Origin of the sequence: Streptomyces sp. NPDC008079 (assembly GCF_042957385.1) — a bacterium.
In the GTDB taxonomy this organism is placed as follows: Bacteria; Actinomycetota; Actinomycetes; order Streptomycetales; family Streptomycetaceae; genus Actinacidiphila.
The window spans coordinates 288,498-312,337 of sequence record NZ_JBIBIC010000006.1; the positions used below are offsets into that span (position 1 = coordinate 288,498).

General features: G+C 72.1%; 20 protein-coding genes. 13 read left to right on the forward strand and 7 right to left on the reverse strand.

Going from position 1 to position 23,840, the window contains the following annotated elements; genetic code table 11:
* Nucleotides 1–3: 3 nt before the first annotated feature.
* Genes ACFZAM_RS16395 through ACFZAM_RS16405 form a run of 3 tightly spaced genes read right to left on the reverse strand, consistent with a single transcriptional unit; the run spans nt 4 to nt 2,640 of the window.
* A complete protein-coding gene (locus ACFZAM_RS16395; RefSeq protein WP_391046713.1) occupies nt 4–759 on the reverse strand; it encodes an ATP-binding cassette domain-containing protein in 756 nt (251 codons plus the stop codon).
* 20 nt (nt 760–779) lie between these two features.
* Entirely contained in the window at nt 780–1,763 is a 984-nt protein-coding gene (locus tag ACFZAM_RS16400; protein ID WP_391046566.1) for an ABC transporter permease subunit, read from the reverse strand.
* Nucleotides 1,750–2,640 (reverse strand): transporter substrate-binding domain-containing protein, encoded by an 891-nt coding sequence (locus ACFZAM_RS16405; RefSeq protein ID WP_391046568.1) that lies wholly within the window; start codon nt 2,638–2,640, stop codon nt 1,750–1,752. The genes ACFZAM_RS16400 and ACFZAM_RS16405 overlap by 14 nt, the downstream gene beginning before the upstream one ends.
* Nucleotides 2,641–3,004: 364 nt before the next feature.
* On the opposite strand from ACFZAM_RS16405, the gene ACFZAM_RS16410 reads away from it, so the two are divergent.
* Nucleotides 3,005–4,438, forward strand: coding sequence for a hypothetical protein (locus tag ACFZAM_RS16410; protein ID WP_391046570.1), 1,434 nt, complete (start codon nt 3,005–3,007; stop codon nt 4,436–4,438).
* A 63-nt stretch (nt 4,439–4,501) separates the two neighbouring features.
* Here the strand turns inward: ACFZAM_RS16410 and ACFZAM_RS16415 are convergent, their stop codons facing one another.
* The gene (locus ACFZAM_RS16415; RefSeq protein ID WP_391046572.1) at nt 4,502–5,980 is read right to left on the reverse strand and encodes an amidohydrolase family protein; all 1,479 of its coding nucleotides are present in this window, start codon (nt 5,978–5,980) and stop codon (nt 4,502–4,504) included.
* Nucleotides 5,981–6,084: 104 nt separating this feature from the next.
* On the reverse strand, nt 6,085–7,767 hold the full coding sequence (locus ACFZAM_RS16420; RefSeq protein ID WP_391046574.1) for a helix-turn-helix domain-containing protein: 1,683 nt from the start codon (nt 7,765–7,767) through the stop codon (nt 6,085–6,087).
* A gap of 221 nt (nt 7,768–7,988) precedes the next feature.
* Here ACFZAM_RS16420 and ACFZAM_RS16425 point away from each other — a divergent pair, with 221 nt between their 5' ends.
* The 3 genes from ACFZAM_RS16425 (at nt 7,989) to ACFZAM_RS16435 (ending at nt 11,933) form a co-directional block, all read left to right on the forward strand.
* On the forward strand, nt 7,989–9,158 hold the full coding sequence (locus ACFZAM_RS16425; protein WP_391046576.1) for a CoA transferase: 1,170 nt from the start codon (nt 7,989–7,991) through the stop codon (nt 9,156–9,158).
* Between the two features lie 164 nt (nt 9,159–9,322).
* Nucleotides 9,323–11,305, forward strand: a complete 1,983-nt coding sequence (thrS, locus tag ACFZAM_RS16430) for a threonine--tRNA ligase (RefSeq protein ID WP_391046579.1) — start codon at nt 9,323–9,325, stop codon at nt 11,303–11,305.
* Nucleotides 11,306–11,375: 70 nt separating this feature from the next.
* The gene (locus ACFZAM_RS16435; RefSeq protein WP_188285222.1) at nt 11,376–11,933 is read left to right on the forward strand and encodes an HIT domain-containing protein; all 558 of its coding nucleotides are present in this window, start codon (nt 11,376–11,378) and stop codon (nt 11,931–11,933) included.
* A 74-nt stretch (nt 11,934–12,007) separates the two neighbouring features.
* On the opposite strand, the gene ACFZAM_RS16440 is transcribed toward ACFZAM_RS16435, so the two are convergent.
* Both ACFZAM_RS16440 and ACFZAM_RS16445 read right to left on the reverse strand, forming a co-directional pair.
* The gene (locus ACFZAM_RS16440; RefSeq protein ID WP_355332546.1) at nt 12,008–13,693 is read right to left on the reverse strand and encodes a hypothetical protein; all 1,686 of its coding nucleotides are present in this window, start codon (nt 13,691–13,693) and stop codon (nt 12,008–12,010) included.
* A 204-nt stretch (nt 13,694–13,897) separates the two neighbouring features.
* The gene (locus tag ACFZAM_RS16445; RefSeq protein WP_391046583.1) at nt 13,898–16,132 is read right to left on the reverse strand and encodes an elongation factor G-like protein EF-G2; all 2,235 of its coding nucleotides are present in this window, start codon (nt 16,130–16,132) and stop codon (nt 13,898–13,900) included.
* 286 nt (nt 16,133–16,418) lie between these two features.
* Between ACFZAM_RS16445 and pgsA the strand changes: the two genes are divergently transcribed.
* The 9 genes from pgsA (at nt 16,419) to ruvA (ending at nt 23,774) form a co-directional block, all read left to right on the forward strand.
* Nucleotides 16,419–17,093: a phosphatidylinositol phosphate synthase gene (gene pgsA, locus ACFZAM_RS16450; protein ID WP_391046586.1), complete on the forward strand. Its 675-nt coding sequence runs from the start codon at nt 16,419–16,421 to the stop codon at nt 17,091–17,093.
* A complete protein-coding gene (locus tag ACFZAM_RS16455; RefSeq protein WP_391046589.1) occupies nt 17,090–18,238 on the forward strand; it encodes a phosphatidylinositol mannoside acyltransferase in 1,149 nt (382 codons plus the stop codon). Before pgsA ends, ACFZAM_RS16455 begins: the two co-directional genes overlap by 4 nt.
* Nucleotides 18,235–19,395, forward strand: coding sequence for a glycosyltransferase family 4 protein (locus ACFZAM_RS16460; protein WP_355332534.1), 1,161 nt, complete (start codon nt 18,235–18,237; stop codon nt 19,393–19,395). Before ACFZAM_RS16455 ends, ACFZAM_RS16460 begins: the two co-directional genes overlap by 4 nt.
* A gap of 2 nt (nt 19,396–19,397) precedes the next feature.
* Nucleotides 19,398–19,946, forward strand: coding sequence for a hypothetical protein (locus ACFZAM_RS16465; RefSeq protein WP_355332532.1), 549 nt, complete (start codon nt 19,398–19,400; stop codon nt 19,944–19,946).
* Between the two features lie 176 nt (nt 19,947–20,122).
* Nucleotides 20,123–21,031: a pyridoxal 5'-phosphate synthase lyase subunit PdxS gene (gene pdxS / locus ACFZAM_RS16470; protein ID WP_355332529.1), complete on the forward strand. Its 909-nt coding sequence runs from the start codon at nt 20,123–20,125 to the stop codon at nt 21,029–21,031.
* A gap of 7 nt (nt 21,032–21,038) precedes the next feature.
* Nucleotides 21,039–21,632, forward strand: coding sequence for a pyridoxal 5'-phosphate synthase glutaminase subunit PdxT (pdxT, locus tag ACFZAM_RS16475; RefSeq protein ID WP_355332527.1), 594 nt, complete (start codon nt 21,039–21,041; stop codon nt 21,630–21,632).
* Nucleotides 21,633–21,698: 66 nt separating this feature from the next.
* Nucleotides 21,699–22,451 (forward strand): YebC/PmpR family DNA-binding transcriptional regulator, encoded by a 753-nt coding sequence (locus ACFZAM_RS16480; protein WP_188285213.1) that lies wholly within the window; start codon nt 21,699–21,701, stop codon nt 22,449–22,451.
* A 175-nt stretch (nt 22,452–22,626) separates the two neighbouring features.
* The gene (ruvC, locus tag ACFZAM_RS16485) at nt 22,627–23,166 is read left to right on the forward strand and encodes a crossover junction endodeoxyribonuclease RuvC (RefSeq protein ID WP_188285212.1); all 540 of its coding nucleotides are present in this window, start codon (nt 22,627–22,629) and stop codon (nt 23,164–23,166) included.
* The gene (gene ruvA / locus ACFZAM_RS16490) at nt 23,163–23,774 is read left to right on the forward strand and encodes a Holliday junction branch migration protein RuvA (RefSeq protein WP_391046594.1); all 612 of its coding nucleotides are present in this window, start codon (nt 23,163–23,165) and stop codon (nt 23,772–23,774) included. The genes ruvC and ruvA overlap by 4 nt, the downstream gene beginning before the upstream one ends.
* Nucleotides 23,775–23,840 lie beyond the last annotated feature (66 nt).

Here is a 23,840-nt window from a genome sequence, read left to right on the forward strand (position 1 = left end):
TTGTCATGACAGGACCTTCGCCAGGAAGGAACGGGTGCGTTCGTGCCGCGGACTGCCCAGCACCCGCTCGGGAGGGCCGCTCTCGACGACCACGCCGTCGTCGAGGAAGGCCACGGTGTGGGCGACCTCGCGGGCGAAGCCGATCTCGTGGGTGACCACGATCATGCTCATGCCGTCCGCGGCGAGACCCCGCATCACGTCGAGCACCTCGCCGACCAGCTCCGGGTCGAGCGCGGAGGTGGGCTCGTCGAACAGCATCAGCTTGGGGCGCATGGCGAGCGCCCGTGCGATCGCGACCCGCTGCTGCTGCCCGCCGGACAGCGCCCGCGGGTACGCGTCCGCCCTGTCGGCGAGCCCGACGCGGGTGAGCAGCGCCCGCGCGTGTTCGACGGCCGCCCCGCGCTTCTCCCGGCGGACCCGGAGCGGGGCCTCGATCAGGTTCTCCAGCACCGTCATGTGCGGGAAGAGGTTGAAGTGCTGGAAGACCATGCCGATCTCGCTGCGGCGCGTGGCGGTCTCCGCGTCGCCCAGTTCGTGCAGCCACCCGTTGTGCTCGCGGTAGCCGACCAGGTCGCCGGCGACGCTGATGCTGCCCGCGTCGATCTTCTCCAGATGGTTGACGCAGCGCAGGAACGTGCTCTTGCCCGACCCCGACGGGCCGATGAGACACAGCACCTCGCCCTCCGCGACCGTCAGGTCGATCCCCTTGACGACGCGATTGCCGCCGTAGGACTTGTGCACGCCCACGGCCTCGACCATCGGCCGGGTGGAGACGGCGGTCATGCGCGGCCTCCCTCGGTGCCGGCCGGGCCCGTCGGCGCGGCGGCCCTCGCCCTGCGCGGGACGATCCCGGCCCGCAGCGCCGCCAGCAGCGACGGCTCGGGGGAGTGGGTGTCACCGCGCTTGAAATGCCGTTCGAGGTAGAACTGGCCCGTGCTCAGCACGGTGGTCACCACGAGGTACCAGAGGCTGACGGTGATCAGCAGCGGGATCACCTCGTACGTCCGCGAGTAGATCTCCTGCACCCGGAAGAGGATCTCCGGGATCGCGATGACGCTGACCAGCGACGTCGTCTTGAGCATCGAGATCGTCTGGTTCCCCGTCGGCGGGATGATGACCCGCATGGCCTGGGGGAGCACGACGCGCCGGAAGATCTGGCCCCTGCGCATGCCCAGCGCCTGCGCGGCCTGCGTCTGGCCGGGGTCGACCGACTGGAGCCCGGCCCTGACGATCTCGGACATGTAGGCGCCCTCGTTCAGCCCGAGGCCGAGGATCGCCGCGACATACGGCGTGATCAGCGTGTTCGCGTCACCCGACACCAGCGTCGGGCCGAACGGGACGCCGATCGACAGCACCGGGTACAGGGCGGCCAGGTTGAACCAGAAGATCAACTGCACCAGCAGCGGCGTGCCGCGGAAGAATCCGGCGTAGGCCAGCGCCGCGGCGGCGACGGACCGGTTCCTGGAATCACGGCAGACCGCGACCAGGACGCCGATGACGATTCCGACGACCATGGCGACGACGGTCAGGACGATCGTCGTGACAAGTCCGTGCACCACCTGCACATCGCGGAAATAGCTGAATACGACGTCCCACTGATAGCGGGGATTCGTGATCAGCGAATTGACGACGAGGGCCGCCAGGGAAATGATGACGAAGGTCGCGATCCACTGCCCGTAATGCCGGGTGCGCGCGACCTTGAGCACGCCGCCGTCCGGGCTGCCGGTTCTTTGCGCGAGCGAGGGCATTTCAGCGTTGGCCATCGGTGTGCACCTCTGACTTCGCGATCTCGCCCTGGTTCACTTTCCACTTGGCAAGGATCTTGCCGTACGTGCCGTCGGATATCAGATTGTTCACCGCGGCGGCGACCGCGGGCGCCAGGGCGGAGCCCTTCGGGAGCGCGTAGCCCCATGTGGTCGGCAGGTAGTTCGCGTTCAGCACGTCGAGCCGGCCGTTGGACTGCCCCGCGATGTAGGACAGCGGGCCGTAGTCGGACATGCTGGCGTCCGCGCGGCGGCTGCTGACCGCGAGCGTGGCATCGGCCTGGGCGGGGAACACCGAGACGGTGATGGCGGGCTTGCCCGCACGCACGCAGTCCCGGTCGAACGTCGGCATGTAGTTCTCGGCGTAGATGCTGCCCTTCATGACGGCGATGGTGTGTCCGCACATCGTGTCGAGGGTCAGCTTCTCGGGGTTGCCCGCGTCCACGATCAGCGAGGTGCCGCCGGAGTACTCGCTGACGAAGTCGACCTGCTTCAGCCGGGCGGGCGTGATGCTGAGCGCCGCGGCGACCATGTCGTAGCGCTCGGTCTGGAGGCCGGGGATCATCGCGTCGAACTTGACGTCGGCGAACCTCACCTTCAGCCCCAGCACGTCGGCGACGGCCCGCAGAAGCTCGGGTTCCGCGCCTGCCAGGGTCTTGCCGTCCTCGGCGAGCAGCAAGAACGGCGGATAGCCGGGCCCGCTCGCCACGTCGATCCCGCCCTTTCCCGCGATGTCCGAAGGAACCAGTCGTGCGACGCTCTTGTCGTACGTCCCCCGGATGAAATCCTCGCCCACGGAATCGGCGGTCGCGGTGGCATGCGAGGTGCAACCGGCGAGGACGCCGACGGTCATGGCGAATCCGGCCACTGCTGTCACGGCTGTCGCCGGTCTACCAGTAAGGTGTTTGCTGAACACGTGAGTCGGGCTCCTTGCGGCAGTCGGGAACAACATGCGAGGACCGATACGCCGTTTTCCGTTCTGTGGAAAAGGGAAATCCGGCGGTGCTCAAAACGAGTTGGCTCACTATAAGCACCGCGGAAGTGCTGTCACGCCGCACGATGCGTTTCCGGCAAATCGCGGCACGGCGAATTGACGGTTCTGCGCGAACGCCCTGGCCGGGCGGTCGCCGCGGCGGCGCACCACCGGGCGCGCGGGCGGGCCACTGCTACGGTGCGGGGAACGCACGTCGCCCCGGCCACGACGGAAGGCCCACGCGACACGGATCGTCGAGGACCCGGTGATGACGACACATGTGTTGTCGGGACTGAACGCGGTGCAGCAGGTCGGCAATCGTCCCGACCCCACCCTGCCGATGCCGGTCGGGGAGATCGCCGGACGGTTGGGCACGGTGCTGAGCAGCGCTTCCCGGCTCTGTGGTGAACTGGCGGAACTCGAACTGCTGGAGCGCGGGAGCGCGTACGGGACCTACCGCATCGGACGGCGGGCCATCGAGCTCTCCGGCCGCGCGGCGGCCCCGTTCGCCAGGTCCGTCCGGTCGGCGCTGACGCTCGTCGCAACGCTCACCGGCGAGACCGCGTGCCTGGCCGCACCGACGGCGCAGGGCATGCGGGTGGTCGCCTCGGTCGAGTCGGTGTGGCCCCTGCGCGCGCACGCCAAGGTGGGCGAGTCGGTCGACGACGCCCGGCGCGCGATCGTGCGCGCGGCGCGCCTCGAAGACACCGACGGCCCGCCGCGGGCGCTCCGCGCCGAGTCGACCATCGGCATGGGCGTGGAGATCGCCGTGCCGGTCATGAGCCCCGTCGGCGAATGTGTCGCCGTACTGGCGGCCCGGCTGCCGGTCAGCCGCGCCGCCAAGGTCGTACCGCGGGCGCGCCGTGTGCTCGACGAGGCGCGGCGGCTGCTCGAACGCACGGTGGACGACGAACTGGACCGGCCGAACATCGCGGCCGGAGGTCCGCTCGGCCGCGACGGCAGCCCGCTGGGCCTTGAGGCGGCACTGCGGATCGTGTGGCATCTGTCCGCGGGGCGCGACTCGTTGGCCGGTATCGCGACCGGGACGGGGCTGCGGCCCGACCGGGTCCGCCGCCTGCTGGAGTCGTGCGGCCGGGCGGGAGTCGTCCGCAGGAGCAAGGACGGCGCGCGGTTCGAGGCGAGCTGGGCGGTGCACGGCTGGCATCGCGCCGCGACCCTGCCGATGATCCTCGAAAAGGGCCGGCCGCTCGTGGCCGAAGCGGCGGCGACGACCGGGGTGTGCGCGTTCATCACCGTGCTGAACGGGATGCACAGCCTCACGCTCGTCGAAGAACTCCAGAGCGTCGGCGAGGGGTTGAGCATGACGCCGTGGCTCGGGCGCCTCGCCCCCATCATCGGCTCCGACGGCGGACCGACCCTGGCCTCGGACTTCGAGGCCGACGAGCTGCGCCGGGTCCTCCCGAACAGGCACCCGCCGGAGCAGGTCGAGAAGTTCCTGCGGCGCTTCGCTCGCGCCGGGCGCGACGGCGTGCTGTCGATGAAGTCCATCGACGAACTGGGGATCATCTCCATCTCCGCGCCGGTACGCGACTCCAGCAACTCGGTCGCCGCCGCGGCCTGCCTGGTCGGCTCGACCGACAGCATCAGGCCGCGGACACGGGAACTGGAGGGCGTCGCACGGCGGTTGGGCGCCCGCGTGTCGCGGCTGATCGGCGCCCCCGAGGACGCGCCCGGCCCGTAGGCAAGCCGTCGCCGGGGACGGCACCCGACCGCGGCCGGGCGGGCCCGACGCGGGGGCGGCCCCTCAGACCGACCGGTGCGTGAGCGTGCCGCCGACCATCGTGGTCAGCACCGGCATGGTCCGCAGCGCGGCGCGGTCGAACGCGCGCGGGTCCCCGCCGATGACCACGAGGTCGGCGACGTCGCCGACGGACACCGGGCCCCGGCCCGCGCCGGCCGCCGCGAACGCCACCTCCAGCGGGACGCTCTGCTCGGGGTGCCACGCGGGCCGGTCGTCGTCGGTGCGGAAGACCGCGTCGGCGATGGCCAGCCTCGGGTCCAGCGGGCTGACCGGCGCGTCGGAGCCCAGCTCAAGCCGGGCACCGGCGGCGTGCAGGGAGCGGAAGGCGTAGGCCCGGTCGGTGCGGCCCGGCCAGTGCAGATCGGCCACGTCCCGGTCGGTCACGGCGTGCTGCGGCTGGACCGACGCGACCACGCCGAGCCGGGCGAAGCGCGGCATGTCCCGCTCGCTCACCAGTTGGGCGTGCTCGATCCTGCCGGGGCACCCGACCCGCTCGAACGCGTCGAGCACCGCGGAGTTCGCCCGGTCGCCGATCGCGTGCACCGCCGGTTCGAGCCCGGCCGCCCAGGCCCTGCCCATCAGCTCGACCAGCTCGTCGAGCGGCACCAGCGACAGCCCGCACGCGTCACCGGCCCCGGCCGGGTGCGGATACGGATCGACGCACCACGCCGTCCTCGTGTTGAGCGACCCGTCGCTGACGATCTTGTACGGCCCGACCCGCACCCGCCCGTGGGTCCCCGCGACGACCTGCCCCGTACGGAACCCCGCGGCGATGGCGCCGTCCAGCCACGGCGTCCAGACGCCGGCCAGCACCCTGACCGGCACCGCGCCGGGCCGGGACCGGCGGCGCCACGCCTCGACGTTGTCCGCGTAGGCGAGGTCGGTCAGGCCGGTGACGCCCAGCGCGGGCAGCGCGGCGACGGACTCCCCGACCCAGGCGTCGAGTTCCTCGGGCGGCACCATCGCCGCCAGCCGCGCCTTGGTCTCGATCGACGCGGTCTCCCGCAGCACCCCCGTAGGGTGCCCGCGCAGGCCGACCAGGTCGAGCGCGGCGCTGCTCAGCCACGTGGTGTGCAGGTCGATGGTGCTGACGGCCACCGCCGCGTCGCCCACCAGCTCGTCCAGGACACGCTTGTGCGGAGCCTCCTCCCACAGCGCGGGCACGATGCCCTGACCCCAGACGATCCCGGTACGGTGCGCCGCGCGCATGCCGTCCCGCATCATGACCGCGGCCTCGCGCGGGCTCCGTGCGGCGCCGAGATCGACGGCGCGCAGATTCCGTACCCACTGCTCGATGTGCACATGGCCGTCGACGAAACCGGGGACGAGGGTGGCGTCGGCGAACGCGATCACCTCGGTGTCCGGCTCGGGCGGGACGCCGCCGACGGCGCCGATCGCCGTGACGCGCCCGTCGCGGACCAGGACGTCGCGAGGTGGGCCGCCGAGGCCGACGCGGACGTGGGCGAGCAGGGTTGATGTCATCTGACTCCTCCGTTCCGCCCCGAACGGTAGAAGGCGCGGGCGCCCCCGCCGTTGTCGTCACGCCACGGGCCCGACCCCGCGACTTGTCGGTCCCGACAAGGGCCTCAGCCGCGTGCGCCCCGGGGGCCGCGCACGGCGTTGCGCAGTTGGAGCCACGTCACGAGCGTGTCGTCGCCCGCGTCCAGGGCGACCCCGAACATCTCGGTCAGCCTGCGGACCCGGTAGCGAGCGGTGTTCTCGTGGACGCCGAGGGCGCGGGCGGTCGCGGCGACGCTCCCGGCGGACCCCAGATACGCCAGCAGCGTCCCGGCGTAGTCGGTGCCCTGGTCCGCGTCGTGGCGCAGGACGGCGCGCACGGCGGGCAGCCGCAGCACGTCCTCGTCGATCGGCGCCCCGGACCGCAGACAGGCGAGGACGACCTGAGGGCGCACGTCGTGCAGGGTGGCGACACCTCCGTGGGGCGGGTCGGCGCGCGGGTCGAGCAGCGTGTCCACGACCCGCCGGGCGAGCGGCCGGGACCCGGCGACGGCCGCGAGGCCGTCGACGACGGCGCCGAAGCCGACGACCAGTTCCACCCCGGCGGACCTGCGGGCCGCCGTCACCAGGTCCGTGCCCAGCCTGCGCAGCCGCGCGGCCAGCCGCGCCTGGCCCCGGTCGTCCTGGGGCGGGTCGAGCACGGGCAGCAGCAGGACGACGTCGCCCGCCTCCAGCACGGCCGCCGACTCCGGGTGCCAGTGCTCACCGTGCAGCGTGATCAGGTCGCGGACGCGGGCGGCGTCGGCGGCCCGCAGCTCACTGGCGACCGGTCGTACCGTCGCGAGGACGAACGAGGCACGCGCGGGCAGCGCCAGCGCCGCGGCGGCGCTCGCCGCGTCCAGCGAGGAGGCCAGCAGACCGCGGAGCGCGTCGCCGCGCCGCTCCCGCTCGGGGCTGACCGCCTCCCGCGACCGCAGCAGGTGCAAGGCGACGCTGCGGGCGGCGTCCAGCAGCGCGCGTTCCGCGTCGTCCACCAGCTTCGGCCGGTCCGCCAGGACGAAGATCACGCCGAGCACCTGGTGCCCCGCCCGTACGGCGACGGACATCCGGTCGGCGTACTCCGGACCCGAACTGGCGAACCGCACCGGGCCCTGCGCGGCGATCACGGCCTGGTACTTCGCCGCGTCGCCCGGGCGTTCCGGTGTCCGGCGGCCGAGGATCGCCAACCGCCGGATCTCGTCGATCTCCTGGTCCGGCAGGTTGGAGTACGCCAGGATCCGGCCGTCGACCTCCTCGATCGTGACCGGCCCGCCCAGCGACGCCGCGATCGCGTTGGCCAGGCCGAACAGGTCGCCGATGCCGCCCGCCTCCTCGGGGACGGCGGCCCGAGCGGCACCGGCCGCGGTGACGAACGCGTCCAGGCGCCGCCAGGCCATCTCGTCGGGCGTGCACAGCAGGGCGATGTCCGCCTCGCGGGCGGCCTCGACGGCCCGGCCCAGGTCCCGGCCCCACGCCTTCACCACGACCGCGCTCGCGCCCGCGGCGGCGGCCTGCCGTATCCGGTCGGTCACCTCGGCGGGATCGGACCTGCCCCCGGTGAGCAGTACGACAGCCCCCGCCACGTCGTGGATCGGTTCGTCGGGACCGTGGACCACGGGCTCGCCCGCGGGCCGGGCCAACCGCGCCCGGTCACCGCCGACGAGCCGCAGCGTGTGCGGTCCCAGGCTCTCCAGCAGGTCGCGCAGCGTGCCCACGGCCGCCGAGGACGCGGCGGGGGTCACCGACCGCGCGACGCCCTCGCCAGTGTCCATCACCCCAGGCTATCGGCCCCCTTTGTGGCTGAGCACAAGTCGGCGCCGCCGAGTGCGTGGGCAACTCCAGAGCGGCGCCAGGGCCGTCCTGGAGACGATGCCACCGCGCCCCCGGCGCACGAGTGGCCCGGTCCCGGGGCCGAGACCGACGTCTTCGAGGAGACCGCGTGCCGACAGGAGACCGCGTGCCGACAGAAGACCGCGTGCCGACAGGAGATTCCGTGCCGACGCGATACGCGGCCCCGCGCGGCGGTCCGCTGGCGGGCACCGTCGTGATCGACTGCACGTCGGTGGTGATGGGGCCGTACGCGACCTCGCTGCTGGCCGACCTCGGCGCCGAGGTCGTCAAGGTCGAGCCGCCGGGCGGCGACATCGGGCGCAGGATCGGGCCGACGGCGGCCGACGGTCTCTCGGCCCTGTCGCTCCGGCTGCTCCGCAACAAGACCTCCGTGGTGCTCGACCTGGCGACGGGGGAGGACCGACGCCGCTTCACCGACCTGGTGACCGGGGCCGACGCGGTGGTGACCAACATCCTGCCGAGCGCCCGCGAACGGCTCGGCCTCGACTACGCCGCGCTCGCGCGGGTCCGCCCCGACATCGTGCTCTGCACCGGACAGGCGTACAGCTCCCGCTCCGGCCTGCGCGACGTCACCGGCTACGACGACACGGTCCAGGCGCTGTCCGGCATGGCCGACAGCTACCGCCTGCGCGGCGGTGAACCGGCGTACTCGCCGTCGGTCACGGCCGACAAGACCTGCGGCCTCCTGATGGCGCTCGCGACGGTCTCGGCCCTGTACAGCCGCCTGCGCGACGGCCACGGCCAGTGGGTGGACGTGCCGATGGTCGACAACATGGCCGCGTTCAACCTCGTCGAGCACCTCGCGGGCCACACCTTCGACCCGCCGCGCGGCGACATCGGGTGGGCGCGGTCGCTGGCACCCGCCCGGCGCCCGCATCCGGCCCGCGACGGCTGGGTCTGCGTCATGCCGTACACCGATGCCGACTGGCGGCGCTTCCTCGTGCTCGCCGGGCGCGACGACCTGCTGGACGACCCCCGGTTCGCCACCGCGGGACAGCGCGGCGGCCGGTCGGACGAGGTCCAGGCGGTCATCGCGGACTACGTGTCCGGCCGCACCGTCGCGCGGATCGTGTCGGCGTGCCGGACCGCGAGGATCGCCTGCGCGCCCGTACGCACCCTGGAGTCCCTGGCCGACGACGACTATCTGCGCGAGCGGCGCACCGTGGAGACCCTGGAGCATCCGGCCGTCGGCCGCTACCGGAACGTGCGGCTGCCATTGGACTTCAGCCGGACACCGCTCGGCGACGACACCCCGGCACCGCCGCTCGGCGGCCGTCCCCAGGGCCTTCCTCAGGACCGGCCCCAGGGATGAGGACCGCGATACGGCCGGTCGTCGGGGCTCACCGCACCTCGCGCCGCCACCCCCGCGGGTTATCGCTTCGCGGGCAGCCCTCGCGGCTCGGTACGATTCAGCGGTGCGGCGCCCGCCGCCGCCGAGTCACCACAGCCAGCAGGACCTGAGTCAGGAGCAGACCGGTGTCAGATGTCCGTGTGATCATCAAACGCGATTCCGTTGAGCTGGAAGAGCGGACGGTCACGACGGGCACGACCGCGGCCGAACTGTTCCCCGGCGACCGGTCCGTGATCGCCGCCCGCGTCGGCGGCGAGCTGAAGGACCTCGCGTACGCCCTCGCCGACGGCGACGAGGTCGAGCCGGTGGACATCACCAGCCAGGACGGCCTCAACATCCTGCGGCACTCCACCGCGCACGTGATGGCGCAGGCCGTGCAGGAGCTGCACCCCGAGGCCAAGCTCGGCATCGGCCCGCCGGTCAAGGACGGCTTCTACTACGACTTCGACGTCGAGAAGCCGTTCACCCCCGACGACCTCAAGGCCGTCGAGAAGAAGATGCAGGAGATCCAGAAGCGCGGCCAGCGCTTCTCGCGCCGGGTCGTGACCGACGAGGCCGCCCGCGAGGAGCTGGCCGACGAGCCGTACAAGCTGGAGCTGATCGGCCTCAAGGGCGGCGCCGCGTCCTCGGACGACGGCGCGGACGTCGAGGTCGGCGCCGGTGAGCTGACCATCTACGACAACCTGGACGCGAAGACCGGCGAGCTGTGCTGGAAGGACCTCTGCCGGGGCCCGCACCTGCCCAGCACCCGCAACATCCCGGCCTTCAAGCTGATGCGCAACGCGGCGGCGTACTGGCGCGGCAGCGAGAAGAACCCGATGCTCCAGCGGATCTACGGCACCGCCTGGCCCACCAAGGAAGAGCTGAAGGCGCATCTGGACTTCCTGGAGGAGGCCGCCAAGCGCGACCACCGCAAGCTGGGCAACGAGCTGGACCTCTTCTCCATCCCCGAGCAGATCGGCTCGGGCCTCGCGGTCTTCCATCCCAAGGGCGGCATCATCCGCCGCACCATGGAGGACTACTCGCGCAGGCGGCACGAGGAGGAGGGGTACGAGTTCGTCTACACCCCGCACGCCACCAAGGGCACCCTGTTCGAGACCTCGGGCCACCTGGACTGGTACGCCGACGGCATGTACCCGCCCATGCAGCTCGACGAGGGCACGGACTACTACCTCAAGCCCATGAACTGCCCGATGCACAATCTGATCTTCGACGCCCGCGGCCGGTCCTACCGCGAACTGCCGCTGCGGCTCTTCGAGTTCGGCACCGTGTACCGCTACGAGAAGTCCGGCGTCGTGCACGGTCTGACCCGGGCCCGCGGCTTCACCCAGGACGACGCGCACATCTACTGCACCAAGGAGCAGATGGCCGACGAGCTGGACACCACGCTCACCTTCGTGCTGAATCTGCTGCGCGACTACGGACTGACCGACTTCTACCTGGAGCTGTCCACCAAGGACCCGGAGAAGTTCGTCGGCTCCGACGAGGTCTGGGAGGAGGCCACCGAGACGCTGCGCAAGGTGGCCGAGAAGCAGGGGCTGCCGCTGGTCCCCGACCCGGGCGGCGCCGCCTTCTACGGGCCGAAGATCTCCGTGCAGTGCAAGGACGCCATCGGCCGCACCTGGCAGATGTCGACCGTGCAGCTCGACTTCAACCTGCCCGAGCGGTTCAACCTGGAGTACACCGGCCCCGACGGGACCAAGCACCGCCCGGTGATGATCCACCGCGCGCTGTTCGGCTCGATCGAGCGGTTCTTCGCCGTGCTGCTCGAGCACTACGCGGGCGCCTTCCCGGCCTGGCTCGCCCCGGTGCAGGCGGTCGGCATCCCGATCGGCGACGCGCACGTGCCGTATCTCCAGGAGTTCGCGGCGGAGGCCAGGCGCAAGGGCCTGCGGGTCGACGTGGACGCGTCCTCCGACCGCATGCAGAAGAAGATCCGCAACCAGCAGAAGCTGAAGGTGCCGTACATGGTCATCGTCGGCGACGAGGACATGTCCGGCGGCACGGTCTCCTTCCGCTACCGCGACGGCTCGCAGAAGAACGGCATTCCGCGCGACGAGGCCATCGCCGAGATGGTGGACGCCGTGGAGCGCCGCATCCAGGTCTGACGGCGCCGAGGTCCGCCGCCCGTGAGATCCGGGACTTCCCCCGCAGCACGCGTGCTCCGGGGGAAGTCCTATGCTGAACGGCATGACGAGTGAGCCGGAACAGCAGATCGGAGCGGGGGTGCCGGACGCGTTCCAGCGCCTGTGGACCCCGCACCGGATGGCGTACATCCAGGGCGAGAACAAGCCCACCGGCCCCGGTGCCGGTGACGGATGTCCGTTCTGCGCGGTCCCGGCCGAGTCCGACGAGGACGGCCTCGTCATCGCGCGCGGCGAGCACGTGTACGCGGTGCTCAACCTGTACCCGTACAACAGCGGGCACCTCATGGTGGTGCCCTACCGGCACGTCGCGGACTACACCGAGCTGGACGGCGCCGAGACGGCGGAACTGGCCGTGCTGACCAAGCAGGCGATGACCGCCCTGCGGTCCGCCTCCGGCGCGCAGGGCTTCAACATCGGGATGAACCAGGGCGATGTGGCGGGCGCCGGGATCGCCGCGCACCTGCACCAGCACGTGGTGCCGCGCTGGGGCGGCGACGTCAACTTCATGCCGGTCGTCGGACACACGAAGGTGCTGCCGCAGCTCCTCGCCGACACCCGCAAGATGCTCGCGGACGTCTGGCCCTCCTGACGGACGTCCCGTCGCCCTGAAACGTCCCGTCGCCCTGAACCCCGCATGAGCGGGAGCCGGAGCCCGGACAGGTCCTAGGCGTCGTACGCGTCGGCCTTCCTGGGCTCCACGCTCTGCGACAGACCGCTCAGCATCATCGAGCGGCTGGTGAAGTGCGAGGTGTCCACGCCGTTCTCGCTCATCACCTGGATCGCGGCGGCGTGCACCGCCCGCAGCACCGGAGTGGCCGCGCGCAGCGCGTCGTCGGCCATGAACCGGTGCTTCCACGGCTTGTCGGCCCACGTGTGCCGCAGCCCGAACGGCTCGGGCAGCTTCAGCGTGCCGCCGAGGTAGTCCAGCACGGCGGGGAAGCGGGTCAGCGGCGCGCGGGCGGCCAGCCGTACCACCTCGTCCGACTCGATCAGCGGGAGCTGTACGGTCCTGGTCTCCCAGAACTTCACCGGCTTGGTGATCGTCTTCTCCTTCGCGGGCGGCCCGGAGGTGAAGATCCCGTGGATCGGGCCGAGCGCGTGCCCGGTGACCTCGATCCGCAGGGTGTGCGCCAGCACCGTCACCGTCGTCATCAGCGTGATGACGAGATTGCCGTCCCAGAGGGTGAACTGGATGCCCAGATAGTGCCGGTTGCCCTTGCCGAACTGCTGCGTGTTGCAGATCCGCTGGATCTCGAAGTCCTTGACCGAGAACGAGTCGACCTCGGGCCCGGTGGGCCGGGAGATCTTGCCCGCGCCCTCGCCGACCGGCACCACGACCCAGTGCTTTATCGACGGCTTGGGGAAGCCGCCGGTGTGCAGCGGGCCGCGCTCGATCATCCGTAGCTGGTCGTGGATGGCGCGGATGACGTCCCAGCTCCGGAACGGGTGGATCTCGGCCAGCCCCTCGCGCGGGATCAGCTCCTCGGCCATCTGCCAGTTCGCCCACCGGCTGCCCATGCCGAGTATGCCCTTGGGCCCCGCGTAGAAGACGACATTGCTGTTCTGCTCCGCGGACAGCTTGGCCAGGCTCTGCCGCAGCAGCTCCGCGCGGGTCTGGTTGGGGTTGCGCGGCACCGCCTCGGGGATCTTCGCGCCGACCGCGGTGCCCGCGACCAGGCCCGCCCAGCGGCTGCGCAGATCCTTCGCGGTGGCCTCGCAGATCCGCTTCGCCCAGAACCAGCCGATGATCGGCGCGATCATCAGGACGCGGAAATACTGCTGCCAGAAACCGCTGAACGGCGGCCGTACCGCGAGCAGCACGGTGAAGGCGGCGGCCACGGCCAGCACGACGGCCCCGAAGGCCCCCGACTTGTTGCCCCGCGCCTTCAGCGACCCGAGCGACTTGCGCAACTGGAATGCGCCGAGCCAGAGCAGCACGCCGGGCAGGAAGAGCACCCCGCACACGCCCATCACCACGGTCAGCCGGTTGTCGCGCTCCTGCCGGATCCGGTTGGCGGCCAGCGCGTGCTCCACCACGGTCTGCGGCACCACACCGAAGGACTGCACCAGTTCACTGCGCGCCGCGCCCAGCATCCTGACCTGGATGGCGCGGGAGAACGCCTCGCCCAGATTCGGCGCGAACAGCGACAGCCGCGGCGCCTTGACGCTCGCCTCGCTGTTGGCGTCGACCAGCGTCGTCACCGGAGTGTCGCGGTACGCGGCGGACGCCAGCGCCTGGGTCGCACCGGTCTCACCGTCGCTGCCGGTCAGCGGAATCTGCGCACCTGGGCTGAAATCGAACCCGATACCGTCCGTCACCACAGGCCCCCAGTCGCCAGTCCCGTACATCCACCGGTTCACCGGTCCATACGGCTCCGACCGGCCCATTCCCCGCACGGGTGAACGTCACACGTTCGGAGCAGTCTCCAGATTAGCGGCGCGACGGCCCGCGGCGTGGCCGCGAGCCGCCGATTGGCCAGCGGACATGTCCACTTGGCGACTTAGCGGCGCTGTTCCGGCGTCCGCCGGCGCTGATTCTCCGTCGCGCGCCCGTCATCTGCCGTGCGCGGTCGCCTCGTCCTTCTCCTCCTGCCGGCGCAGTCTCGTGGCCAGTTGGGCGGGCATCGGCTCGTGCCGCGCGTAGTGCCGGCTGAACCGGCCGGTGCCGTGCGACAGCGACCGCAGATCGACGGCGTAGCGGCCGATCTCGATCTCCGGGACCTCGGCGCGCACCACCGACCGCCCGTCTGCGGCCGGTTCGGTGCCCAGCACCCGGCCGCGCCGCCCCGACAGATCGCTCATCACCGAACCGACGTACGCGTCCGGCACCAGCACGCCGACCTCGCAGACCGGTTCCAGCAGATGGATGGGCGCGCCCGCGGCGGCCTCGCGCAGGGCGAGCGCGCCCGCGGTCTGGAAGGCGGCGTCGGAGGAGTCCACCGAGTGCGCCTTGCCGTCGGTGAGGGTGACCCGGATGTCGACCACCGAGAAGCCGAGCGCGACCCCGCGGGCGGCCTGGGTGCGGACGCCCTTCTCCACCGACGGGATGAACTGCCGCGGCACCGCCCCGCCGATCACCTTGTCCACGAACTCGATGCCGGAGCCGACCGGCAGCGGCTCCACCTGGATGTCGCAGATCGCGAACTGCCCGTGCCCGCCGGACTGTTTGACGTGCCGCCCGCGGGCCGTCACCGGCTCGCCGAAGGTCTCCCGCAGCGACACCTTGTGCGGCACCGCGTCGACCTGCACCCCGTACCGGTTGCGCAGCCGCTCCAGGGCGACGTCGGCGTGCGCCTCGCCCAGGCACCACAGGACGACCTGCCGGGTGTCCGGATTCTGTTCGAGACGCATCGTCGGGTCCTCGGCGACCAGCCGCGCCAGGCCCTGGGAGAGCTTGTCCTCGTCGGCCTTGCTGTGCGCCTCGATGGCGATCGGCAGCAGCGGGTCCGGCATCACCCACGGCTCCATCAGCAGCGGCCCGTCCTTGGCCGAGAGCGTGTCGCCGGTCTCGGCGCGGGTCAGCTTGGCCACGCACACCAGATCGCCCGCGCCCGCCGAGGGCACCGGCCGCTGGTGCTTGCCGAAGGGCGACGACAGCGCCCCGACCCGCTCGTCCACGTCGTGATCCTCGTGCCCGCGGTCCTCCATGCCGTGGCCCGACACGTGCACCGTCTCGTCCGGCCGCAGGGTGCCGGAGAAGACCCGCACCAGACTGATCCGGCCCACGTACGGGTCCGAGGACGTCTTGACCACCTCGGCGGCCAGCGGCCCCTCCGGGTCGCAGACCAGCGCGGGGCGCCCGCCGCCGTCCGGCGTCGTGACCGGCGGCGCCTCCCGCTCCAGCGGGGTCGGGAAGCCGCCGGTGATCAGCTCCAGCAGCTCCACGGTGCCCAGGCCCTGCCGGGCGCCGTCCGCGGCGGGCGCGGCGGCCAGCACCGGGTGGAAGGAGCCGCGCGCCACCGCCCGCTCCAGGTCGTCGACGAGCGTCTTGACGTCCAGTTCCTCGCCGCCGAGGTAGCGGTCCATCAAGGTCTCGTCCTCGCTCTCGGCGATGATCCCCTCGATGAGCCGGTTGCGCGCCTGCTCCACCAGCGGCGCCAGCGCCGCGTCCGGCTCTGCCTCGGCCCGCTCGCCGGACGCGTAGTCGTACACCCGCTGCGAGAGCAGCCCCGCCAGGCCCGTCACCGGGGCGTGGCCGTCGGGGCCCGCGGGCCCGTGCACCGGCAGATACAGCGGCAGCACCGAATCGGGGGAGTCGCCGCCCAGCTCCGCCGCGCACTGCGCCGCCATCTCCTCGAAACCGGCCCGCACCGACTCCAGGTGCGTCACCACGACCGCCCGCGGCATCCCGACGGCCGCGCACTCCTCCCACACCATCCGGGTCGCGCCGCCGATGCCCTCGCCGTCCTGCGCGGCCGACACGACGAACAGGGCCGCGTCCGCGGCGCGCAGACCGGCCCTCAACTCCCCGACGAAATCGGCGTATCCGGGGGTGTCCAGCAAATTGACCTTGATCCCGCCCCACTCCACGGGGACGAGCGAGAGCTGTACGGAGCGCTGCTGCCGCTGCTCGATCTCGTCGTGGTCGGACACCGAGCCGCCGTCCTCGACCCGGCCCGCCCGGTTCACCGCGCCGGTGGTCAGCGCCAGCGCCTCCACCAATGTCGTCTTGCCTGATCCGCAATGGCCGACCAGCACCACATTGCGCACGTTCTCGGGGCGGTCGGCCGCCGGTGCCCTTCCGGCGGCTCCTGGCTGTGCGTCTCTCCTGTCCGCTGCACCACCCACGCGTTCTCGCCTCCCGGTCCTCACTGCACGGACCGCGCCCTCGGTGGGGGGCGCGTCACAGGGGCGCCACGGGAGACCGCTCCACGCACAGGCGGCCTCGACGACGCCCGCGGTCTTTCGACCTTCCCACGGCCGTCCGGGTGCGTCCATACGTCGTACGCCGGGCCGCCGCCCCCGCCGCTCCGGCACGGCCTGGGACATCCGGTGCGCGCGGGCTGGCTACGATGGGCCATCCGGCTGCCGCTCCGGCCGCCGTGACACCATCCTCCGACCTGTCGGGAAGGCCATGCTGAACAAGTACGCGCGTGCGTTCTTCACGCGTGTTCTCACGCCGTTCGCCGCATTTCTGCTCCGCAAGGGGGTCAGCCCCGACGCGGTGACCCTGCTCGGCACCGCGGGTGTCATGGCGGGCGCACTGGCCTTCTATCCCAGGGGCGAGTTCTTCTGGGGCACCGTGGTGATCACGCTCTTCGTCTTCTCCGACCTGGTGGACGGCAACATGGCCCGCCAGGCCGGGGTCTCCAGCCGCTGGGGCGCCTTCCTCGACTCGACCCTCGACCGGGTCGCCGACGCGGGCATCTTCGGCGGACTCGCCATGTGGTACGCGGGCCGCGGCGACGACCTCGTGCTGTGCGCGGTGACGATCTTCTGCCTGGCCAGCGGCCAGGTGGTGTCCTACACCAAGGCGCGCGGCGAGGCGATCGGCCTGCCGGTGAACGTCAACGGCCTGGTCGAGCGCGCCGAGCGCCTGGTGATCACGCTGACCCTGTGCGGCTTCGCCGGCCTGCACAAATTCGGCGTCCCCGGCATCCAGTACCTGCTGCCGATCGCCCTGTGGGCGGTCGCCGCGGGCAGCCTGGTCACCCTCGTCCAGCGGGTCGTCACCGTACGCCGCGAGTCCGCGGAGGCCGACGCCGCAGCCGCAGCCGCCGCCGCCGCGGGGCAGGGGAGCAGCGCGTGAGCGAGGACGCCTCCCGGGCCGCGCGGCTCAGGGGGAGCCTCGCCGACGGGCTCTACGGGCTCGGCTGGAGCGCGGTCAAGACGCTGCCGGAACCGGCCGCCCGAGCGCTCGGCCGCGCCATCGCGGACGTCACGTGGCGGCAGCGCGGCAAGGGCGTCCGACGCCTCGAGGCCAACCTGGTCCGGGTCGTGCCGGACGCCGACGAGGCACGGCTGCGCGCGCTGTCGCGCTCGGTCATGCGGTCCTACCTGCGCTACTGGATGGAGTCCTTCCGGCTCCCGGCCTGGAGCAAGGACCGCATCCGCGGCGGCTTCGACCCCGCCGACGTCCACTACCTGACCGACGGCCTCGCCGCCGGGCGCGGCGTCATCCTGGCGCTGCCGCACATGGCCAACTACGACCTGGCCGGCGCCTGGGTGACCACCGCGCTCGACACCCCCTTCACCACCGTCGCCGAGCGCCTGAAGCCCGAGACGCTGTACGACCGCTTCGTCGCCTACCGCGAGAGCCTGGGCATGGAGGTGCTGCCGCACACCGGCGGCGCCGCCTTCGGCACCCTGGCCCGGCGGCTGCGGTCCGGCGGCCTGGTCTGCCTGGTCGCCGACCGGGACCTGTCGGCCAGCGGCGTCGAGGTCGACTTCTTCGGCGAGCGCACCCGGCTGCCCGCGGGCCCGGCCATGCTCGCCCAGCAGACCGGAGCGCTGCTGCTCCCCGTCACCCTCTGGTACGACGAGTCGCCCGTCATGCGCGGCCGCGTCCACCCGCCGGTCGAGGTCCCCGCGACCGGCGACCGTACGTCCAAGACGGCCGCGATGACGCAGCGACTGGCCGACGCGTACGCCTCCGGCATCGCCGAGCACCCCGAGGACTGGCACATGCTGCAACGCCTGTGGCTGTCCGACCTCGAACCCCGCCCCGAACCCCCGGCGGGCGGCGCCGACGCGGCGGGGGAGAGCGCGGGAGCAACGGTGGAGGGCACGTCCGGCGTCTCCCCGCGGGGCGGCCCGGGCACCGCCGCGGCCGAAGGCGCCGGTAGGGCCGACGGCACGGACGGCGCCCACAGCACGGCCGGCACGGACGGCCCGTCGGGCGCGGGCGGTACGGCCGGCGGCCCACCTGACCACTCCGGAACGGAGAAAACGTGAGGATCGGGATCGTCTGCCCGTACTCCTGGGACGTCCCCGGCGGCGTCCAGTTCCACATCCGCGACCTCGCCGAGCACCTGATCGGCCTCGGCCACGAGGTCTCCGTGCTCGCCCCCGCCGACGACGAGACACCGCTGCCGCCGTACGTGGTGTCGGCGGGCCGCGCCGTGCCGGTCCCGTACAACGGCTCGGTCGCCCGGCTCAACTTCGGCTTCCTGTCCGCCGCCCGGGTCCGCCGCTGGCTGCACGACGGCAACTTCGACGTCATCCACATCCACGAACCCGCCTCGCCCTCGCTCGGCCTGCTGGCCTGCTGGGCGGCGCAGGGCCCGATCGTGGCCACCTTCCACACCTCCAACCCGCGGTCGCGGGCGATGATCGCCGCGTACCCGATCCTGCAACCCGCGCTGGAGAAGATCAGGGCCCGGATCGCGGTCAGCGAGTACGCCCGCCGCACCCTCGTCGAGCACCTGGGCGGCGACGCGGTCGTCATCCCCAACGGCGTCGACGTGGACTTCTTCGCGCGGGCCGAGCCCAAGAAGGAGTGGCAGGGCGGCACGATCGGCTTCATCGGGCGGATCGACGAGCCGCGCAAGGGCCTGCCCGTGCTGATCCGGGCACTGCCGAAGATCCTCGCCGAGCGGCCCGGCACCCGGCTGCTGGTCGCGGGCCGCGGCGACGAGGAGGAGGCCGTCGAGTCGCTGCCCGAGGCGATGCGCGACCGGGTCGAATTCCTCGGCATGGTCAGCGACGAGGACAAGGCGCGGCTGCTGCGCAGCGTCGACGTCTACGTGGCGCCCAACACCGGCGGCGAGTCGTTCGGGATCATCCTGGTCGAGGCGATGTCGGCGGGCGCCGCCGTGCTCGCCAGCGACCTCGACGCCTTCGCGCAGGTCCTCGACCAGGGCGCGGCGGGCGAACTCTTCGCCAACGAGGACGCCGACGCGCTCGCCGCCGCCGCCCTGCGGCTGCTCGGCGACCCCGCCCGCCGTACCGAACTGCGCACCCGCGGCAGCGCCCATGTGCGGCGTTTCGACTGGTCGGTGGTCGGCGGTGACATCCTGTCCGTCTACGAGACCGTCACCGACGGCGCCGCGCATGTCGCCGCGGACGAACGCACCAGCCTTCGGGCGAGATTCGGCCTGGCAAGGGACTGACAGTGACCACCATCATCTGGGTCGCGGTCGCGATCGTCGCGATCGGCCTCTACCTGAGCTGGACGGCCGGGCGCCTCGACCGCCTGCACGCCCGGATCGACGCGGCGCGCGCCGCCCTGGACGCGCAACTGCTGCGCCGCGCCTCGGTGGCCCAGGAACTGGCCACGGCCGGTGTGCTGGACCCGGCCGCGTCGATCGTGCTGTACGAGTCCGCGCACGCCGCCCGGCAGGCCGAGCCGGAGCAGCGGGAGGTCGCCGAGAGCGAGCTGAGCCAGGCGCTGCGCGCGGTCTTCTCCGAGCCGGGCGCGGTCGCCGAGATCGGGGAGGCGCCGGGCGGCACCGAGGCGATCAAGGAGCTGACCCAGTCGGTACGGCGGGTGCCGATGGCCCGGCGCTTCCACAACGACGCGGTACGCGCCGCGCGGGCGGTCCGCAGACACCGCGTGGTGCGCTGGTTCCGGCTCGCGGGCCACGCCCCCTTCCCGCTGGCCTTCGAGATGGACGACGAGCCGCCGGTGCCGCTCACGGCGGACGGCGCCGGGTCGCACTGAACGCCCCGGCACCACGGAGCGCAGCGGCACCCGCCGGACGCACCGATCCGCGCGGGCCACACGGCCACCCGCCGGCTCGCGGGGAGCCACCGCGGCGGAATTGGCCCTTTCCCGCCCCCGGCGACCGGCCGGACCATGGAGAAAAGCCACCGATTTCGTCAGCGAGTGAGGTCACCGTGTCCACCAGCCCCTCCGCCACCACCCCCGAGACCGGCACCGCACGCGTCAAGCGCGGTATGGCCGAGCAGCTCAAGGGCGGCGTGATCATGGATGTCGTCACCCCGGAGCAGGCGAAGATCGCCGAGGACGCGGGCGCCGTCGCCGTCATGGCACTGGAGCGGGTTCCGGCCGACATCCGCGCGCAGGGCGGCGTGGCCCGGATGTCCGACCCGGACATGATCGAGGGCATCATCAACGCGGTGTCCATCCCCGTGATGGCCAAGTCCCGGATCGGCCACTTCGTCGAGGCCCAGGTCCTCCAGGCGCTCGGCGTCGACTACATCGACGAGTCCGAGGTGCTGACCCCCGCCGACGAGGTCAACCACTCTGACAAGTGGGCCTACACCACCCCCTTCGTCTGCGGCGCCACCAACCTCGGCGAGGCCCTGCGCCGGATCGCCGAGGGCGCGGCCATGATCCGCTCCAAGGGCGAGGCCGGCACCGGCAACGTGGTCGAGGCCGTCCGCCACCTGCGCCAGATCAAGGGCGAGATCTCCCGCCTCAAGGGCCTGGACAACAACGAGCTGTACGCCGCCGCCAAGGACCTGCGCGCCCCGTACGAGCTGGTCAAGGAGGTGTCGGTGCTGGGCAAGCTGCCCGTCGTGCTGTTCTCCGCGGGCGGTGTGGCCACCCCGGCCGACGCCGCGCTGATGCGCCAGCTCGGCGCCGAGGGCGTCTTCGTCGGCTCCGGCATCTTCAAGTCCGGCGACCCGGCCAAGCGCGCCGCCGCGATCGTCCGCGCCACCACCTTCTTCGACGACCCGAAGGTCATCGCGGACGCCTCCCGCAACCTCGGCGAGGCCATGGTCGGCATCAACATCGACACCCTCCCGGAGTCCGAGCACTACGCCAACCGCGGCTGGTAAGGCGACGATGACCAGCTCTCCCACCATCGGCGTCCTGGCACTCCAGGGCGACGTCCGGGAGCATCTGACGGCACTGGCCGCGGCGGACGCCGCGGCCGGTCCCGTCCGGCGCCCGGAGGAACTGGCCGGAATCGACGGCCTGGTGATACCCGGCGGCGAGTCCACCACCATCTCCAAGCTCGCCGTGCTCTTCGGCCTGATGGAACCGCTGCGCGAGGCGATCCGCGGCGGCCTGCCGGTCTACGGCACCTGCGCGGGACTGATCATGCTCGCCGACAAGATCCTCGATCCCAGGTCCGGCCAGGAGACCTTCGGCGGCATCGACATGATCGTCCGCCGCAACGCCTTCGGCAGGCAGAACGAGTCCTTCGAAGCGGTCGTCGACGTCACGGGCGTCGAGGGCGGCCCGGTCGAGGGCGTCTTCATCCGCGCGCCGTGGGTCGAGTCGGTGGGTGCGGACGTGGAGGTGCTCGCCGAGTACGGTGGCCACATCGTCGCCGTCCGTCAGCGCAATGTGCTCGCCACGTCGTTCCACCCCGAACTGACCGGCGACCACCGGGTCCATGAATTCTTCGTGGACACTGTGCGCGCGGCGGGCTGACCGGATCCCGGTAGGATCGACGGCGCGACGAAAGACAGCATTTGGTGACGCGAAGGAGACAGTCGGATGTCCGGCCACTCTAAATGGGCTACGACCAAGCACAAGAAGGCCGTGATCGATGCCAAGCGCGGCAAGCTCTTCGCGAAGCTGATCAAGAACATCGAGGTCGCGGCGCGGACCGGTGGCGCCGACCCGGACGGCAACCCGACGCTGTTCGACGCCATCCAGAAGGCGAAGAAGAGCTCGGTACCGAACAAGAACATCGACAGCGCGGTCAAGCGCGGCGCCGGTCTCGAAGCCGGTGGCGCCGACTACCAGACGATCATGTACGAGGGCTACGGTCCCAACGGTGTCGCGGTGCTCATCGAGTGCCTGACCGACAACCGCAACCGCGCCGCGTCCGACGTGCGGGTGGCCATGACCCGCAACGGCGGCTCGATGGCCGATCCGGGCTCGGTGTCGTACCTGTTCAACCGCAAGGGCGTGGTGATCGTCCCCAAGGCTGAGCTGGGCGAGGACGACGTGCTGGACGCGGTGCTCGACGCGGGCGCCGAGGAGGTCAACGACCTCGGTGAGTCCTTCGAGGTGATCAGCGAGGCCACCGACCTGGTGCCGGTCCGCAAGGCGCTCCAGGAGGCCGGGATCGACTACGACTCGGCCGACGCCAACTTCCTGCCCACCATGCAGGTGGAGCTGGACGAGGACGGCGCGCGCAAGATCTTCAAGCTCATCGACGCGCTGGAGGACAGCGACGACGTGCAGAACGTCTTCGCCAACTTCGACGTCTCCGACGAGGTCATGGAGAAGGTCGACGCCTGAGCCGCGCTCAGGCGGTGACGCCGGGGCCGCGCGCGAGCGGACCCTGACGGACGGTCAGCCGGAGGGGCCGACGGGACACACCCCGTCGGCCCCTCCGCTGTTTGTCGGCCCCAACCGATAACCTGCACGAACAGGTTGGCGAAGACGGCGGCTGACGGGCGCGGAAGGGGGCGGCATGCGAGTGCTCGGCGTGGACCCGGGTCTGACCCGGTGCGGCATCGGAGTGGTGGACGGCGTTCCCGGACGCCCGCTGACGATGGTCGGCGTCGGCGTCGTACGCACCCCGGCCGACGCGGAGATCGGCGACCGGCTCGTCCTGATCGAGCGCGGCATCGAGGAGTGGCTCGACGAACACCGCCCGGAGGCGGTCGCCGTGGAGCGGGTCTTCAGCCAGCACAATGTGCGCACCGTGATGGGCACCGCCCAGGCGAGCGCGGTCGCCATGCTGTGCGCCGCCCGCCGCGGCCTGCCCGTCCACCTGCACACCCCCAGCGAGGTCAAGGCCGCCGTCACCGGCAGCGGCCGGGCCGACAAGGCGCAGGTCGGCGCGATGGTGACCCGGCTGCTGCGGCTCGACGCCCCGCCGAAACCGGCCGACGCCGCCGACGCGCTGGCACTGGCCATCTGTCACATCTGGCGCGGCGCCGCCACCAACCGCCTCCAGCAGGCCATCGCCGCCCACCGCCCCGTACGACCCCAGGAGTCCGCCAAGTGATCGCCTTCGTCAGCGGCCAGGTCGCCGCGCTCGCCCCCGACACCGCGGTCATCGAGGTCGGCGGCGTGGGCATGGCCGTCCAGTGCGCCCCGAACACCCTGGCCGCGCTGCGGATCGGCCAGCCCGCCAAACTCGCCACCTCCCTGGTGGTCCGCGAGGACTCGCTCACCCTCTACGGCTTCGCGGACGAGGACGAGCGGCAGGTCTTCGAACTGCTCCAGACCGTCAGCGGAGTCGGTCCCAGGCTCGCCCAGACGATGCTCGCCGTGCACACCCCGGACGCGTTGCGCTCCGCGGTCGCGGTCGGCGACGAGAAGGCGCTGACCGCGGTGCCCGGCATCGGCAAGAAGGGTGCGCAGCGGCTGCTCCTGGAGCTGAAGGACCGGCTGGGCGAACCGGTCGGCTCCGGCGCGGACCGGGGAATCGGCAGCCCGGTCGGCGACTCCTGGCGCGAGCAGCTGCACGCCGCGCTGCTCAGCCTCGGCTACGCCACCCGCGAGGCCGACGAGGCGGTCGCCGCCGTCACCCCGCAGGCCGAGGCCGAGCGGGAGCCGAACGTCGGCGTGCTGCTGCGCGCGGCCCTTCAGACCCTCAACCGCACCCGCTGACCGCCCTGTTGACGCCGTCGGCCGCACCCGTACCGGTGACGCCGGTCCGTACCGCCGACCCCACAC

What these genes read in the sequence shown, in the direction of transcription:
- ACFZAM_RS16395 (WP_391046713.1), bottom strand. Translation starts at nt 759, where the DNA reads ATGGTCGAGGCCGTGGGCGTGCACAAGTCCTACGGCGGCAATCGCGTC.
- ACFZAM_RS16400 (WP_391046566.1), bottom strand. Translation starts at nt 1,763, where the DNA reads ATGGCCAACGCTGAAATGCCCTCGCTCGCGCAAAGAACCGGCAGCCCG.
- ACFZAM_RS16410 (WP_391046570.1), top strand. Translation starts at nt 3,005, where the DNA reads ATGACGACACATGTGTTGTCGGGACTGAACGCGGTGCAGCAGGTCGGC.
- ACFZAM_RS16415 (WP_391046572.1), bottom strand. Translation starts at nt 5,980, where the DNA reads ATGACATCAACCCTGCTCGCCCACGTCCGCGTCGGCCTCGGCGGCCCA.
- ACFZAM_RS16420 (WP_391046574.1), bottom strand. Translation starts at nt 7,767, where the DNA reads ATGGACACTGGCGAGGGCGTCGCGCGGTCGGTGACCCCCGCCGCGTCC.
- ACFZAM_RS16435 (WP_188285222.1), top strand. Translation starts at nt 11,376, where the DNA reads ATGCTGAACGGCATGACGAGTGAGCCGGAACAGCAGATCGGAGCGGGG.
- ACFZAM_RS16440 (WP_355332546.1), bottom strand. Translation starts at nt 13,693, where the DNA reads ATGTACGGGACTGGCGACTGGGGGCCTGTGGTGACGGACGGTATCGGG.
- pgsA (WP_391046586.1), top strand. Translation starts at nt 16,419, where the DNA reads ATGCTGAACAAGTACGCGCGTGCGTTCTTCACGCGTGTTCTCACGCCG.
- pdxT (WP_355332527.1), top strand. Translation starts at nt 21,039, where the DNA reads ATGACCAGCTCTCCCACCATCGGCGTCCTGGCACTCCAGGGCGACGTC.
- ACFZAM_RS16480 (WP_188285213.1), top strand. Translation starts at nt 21,699, where the DNA reads ATGTCCGGCCACTCTAAATGGGCTACGACCAAGCACAAGAAGGCCGTG.
- ruvC (WP_188285212.1), top strand. Translation starts at nt 22,627, where the DNA reads ATGCGAGTGCTCGGCGTGGACCCGGGTCTGACCCGGTGCGGCATCGGA.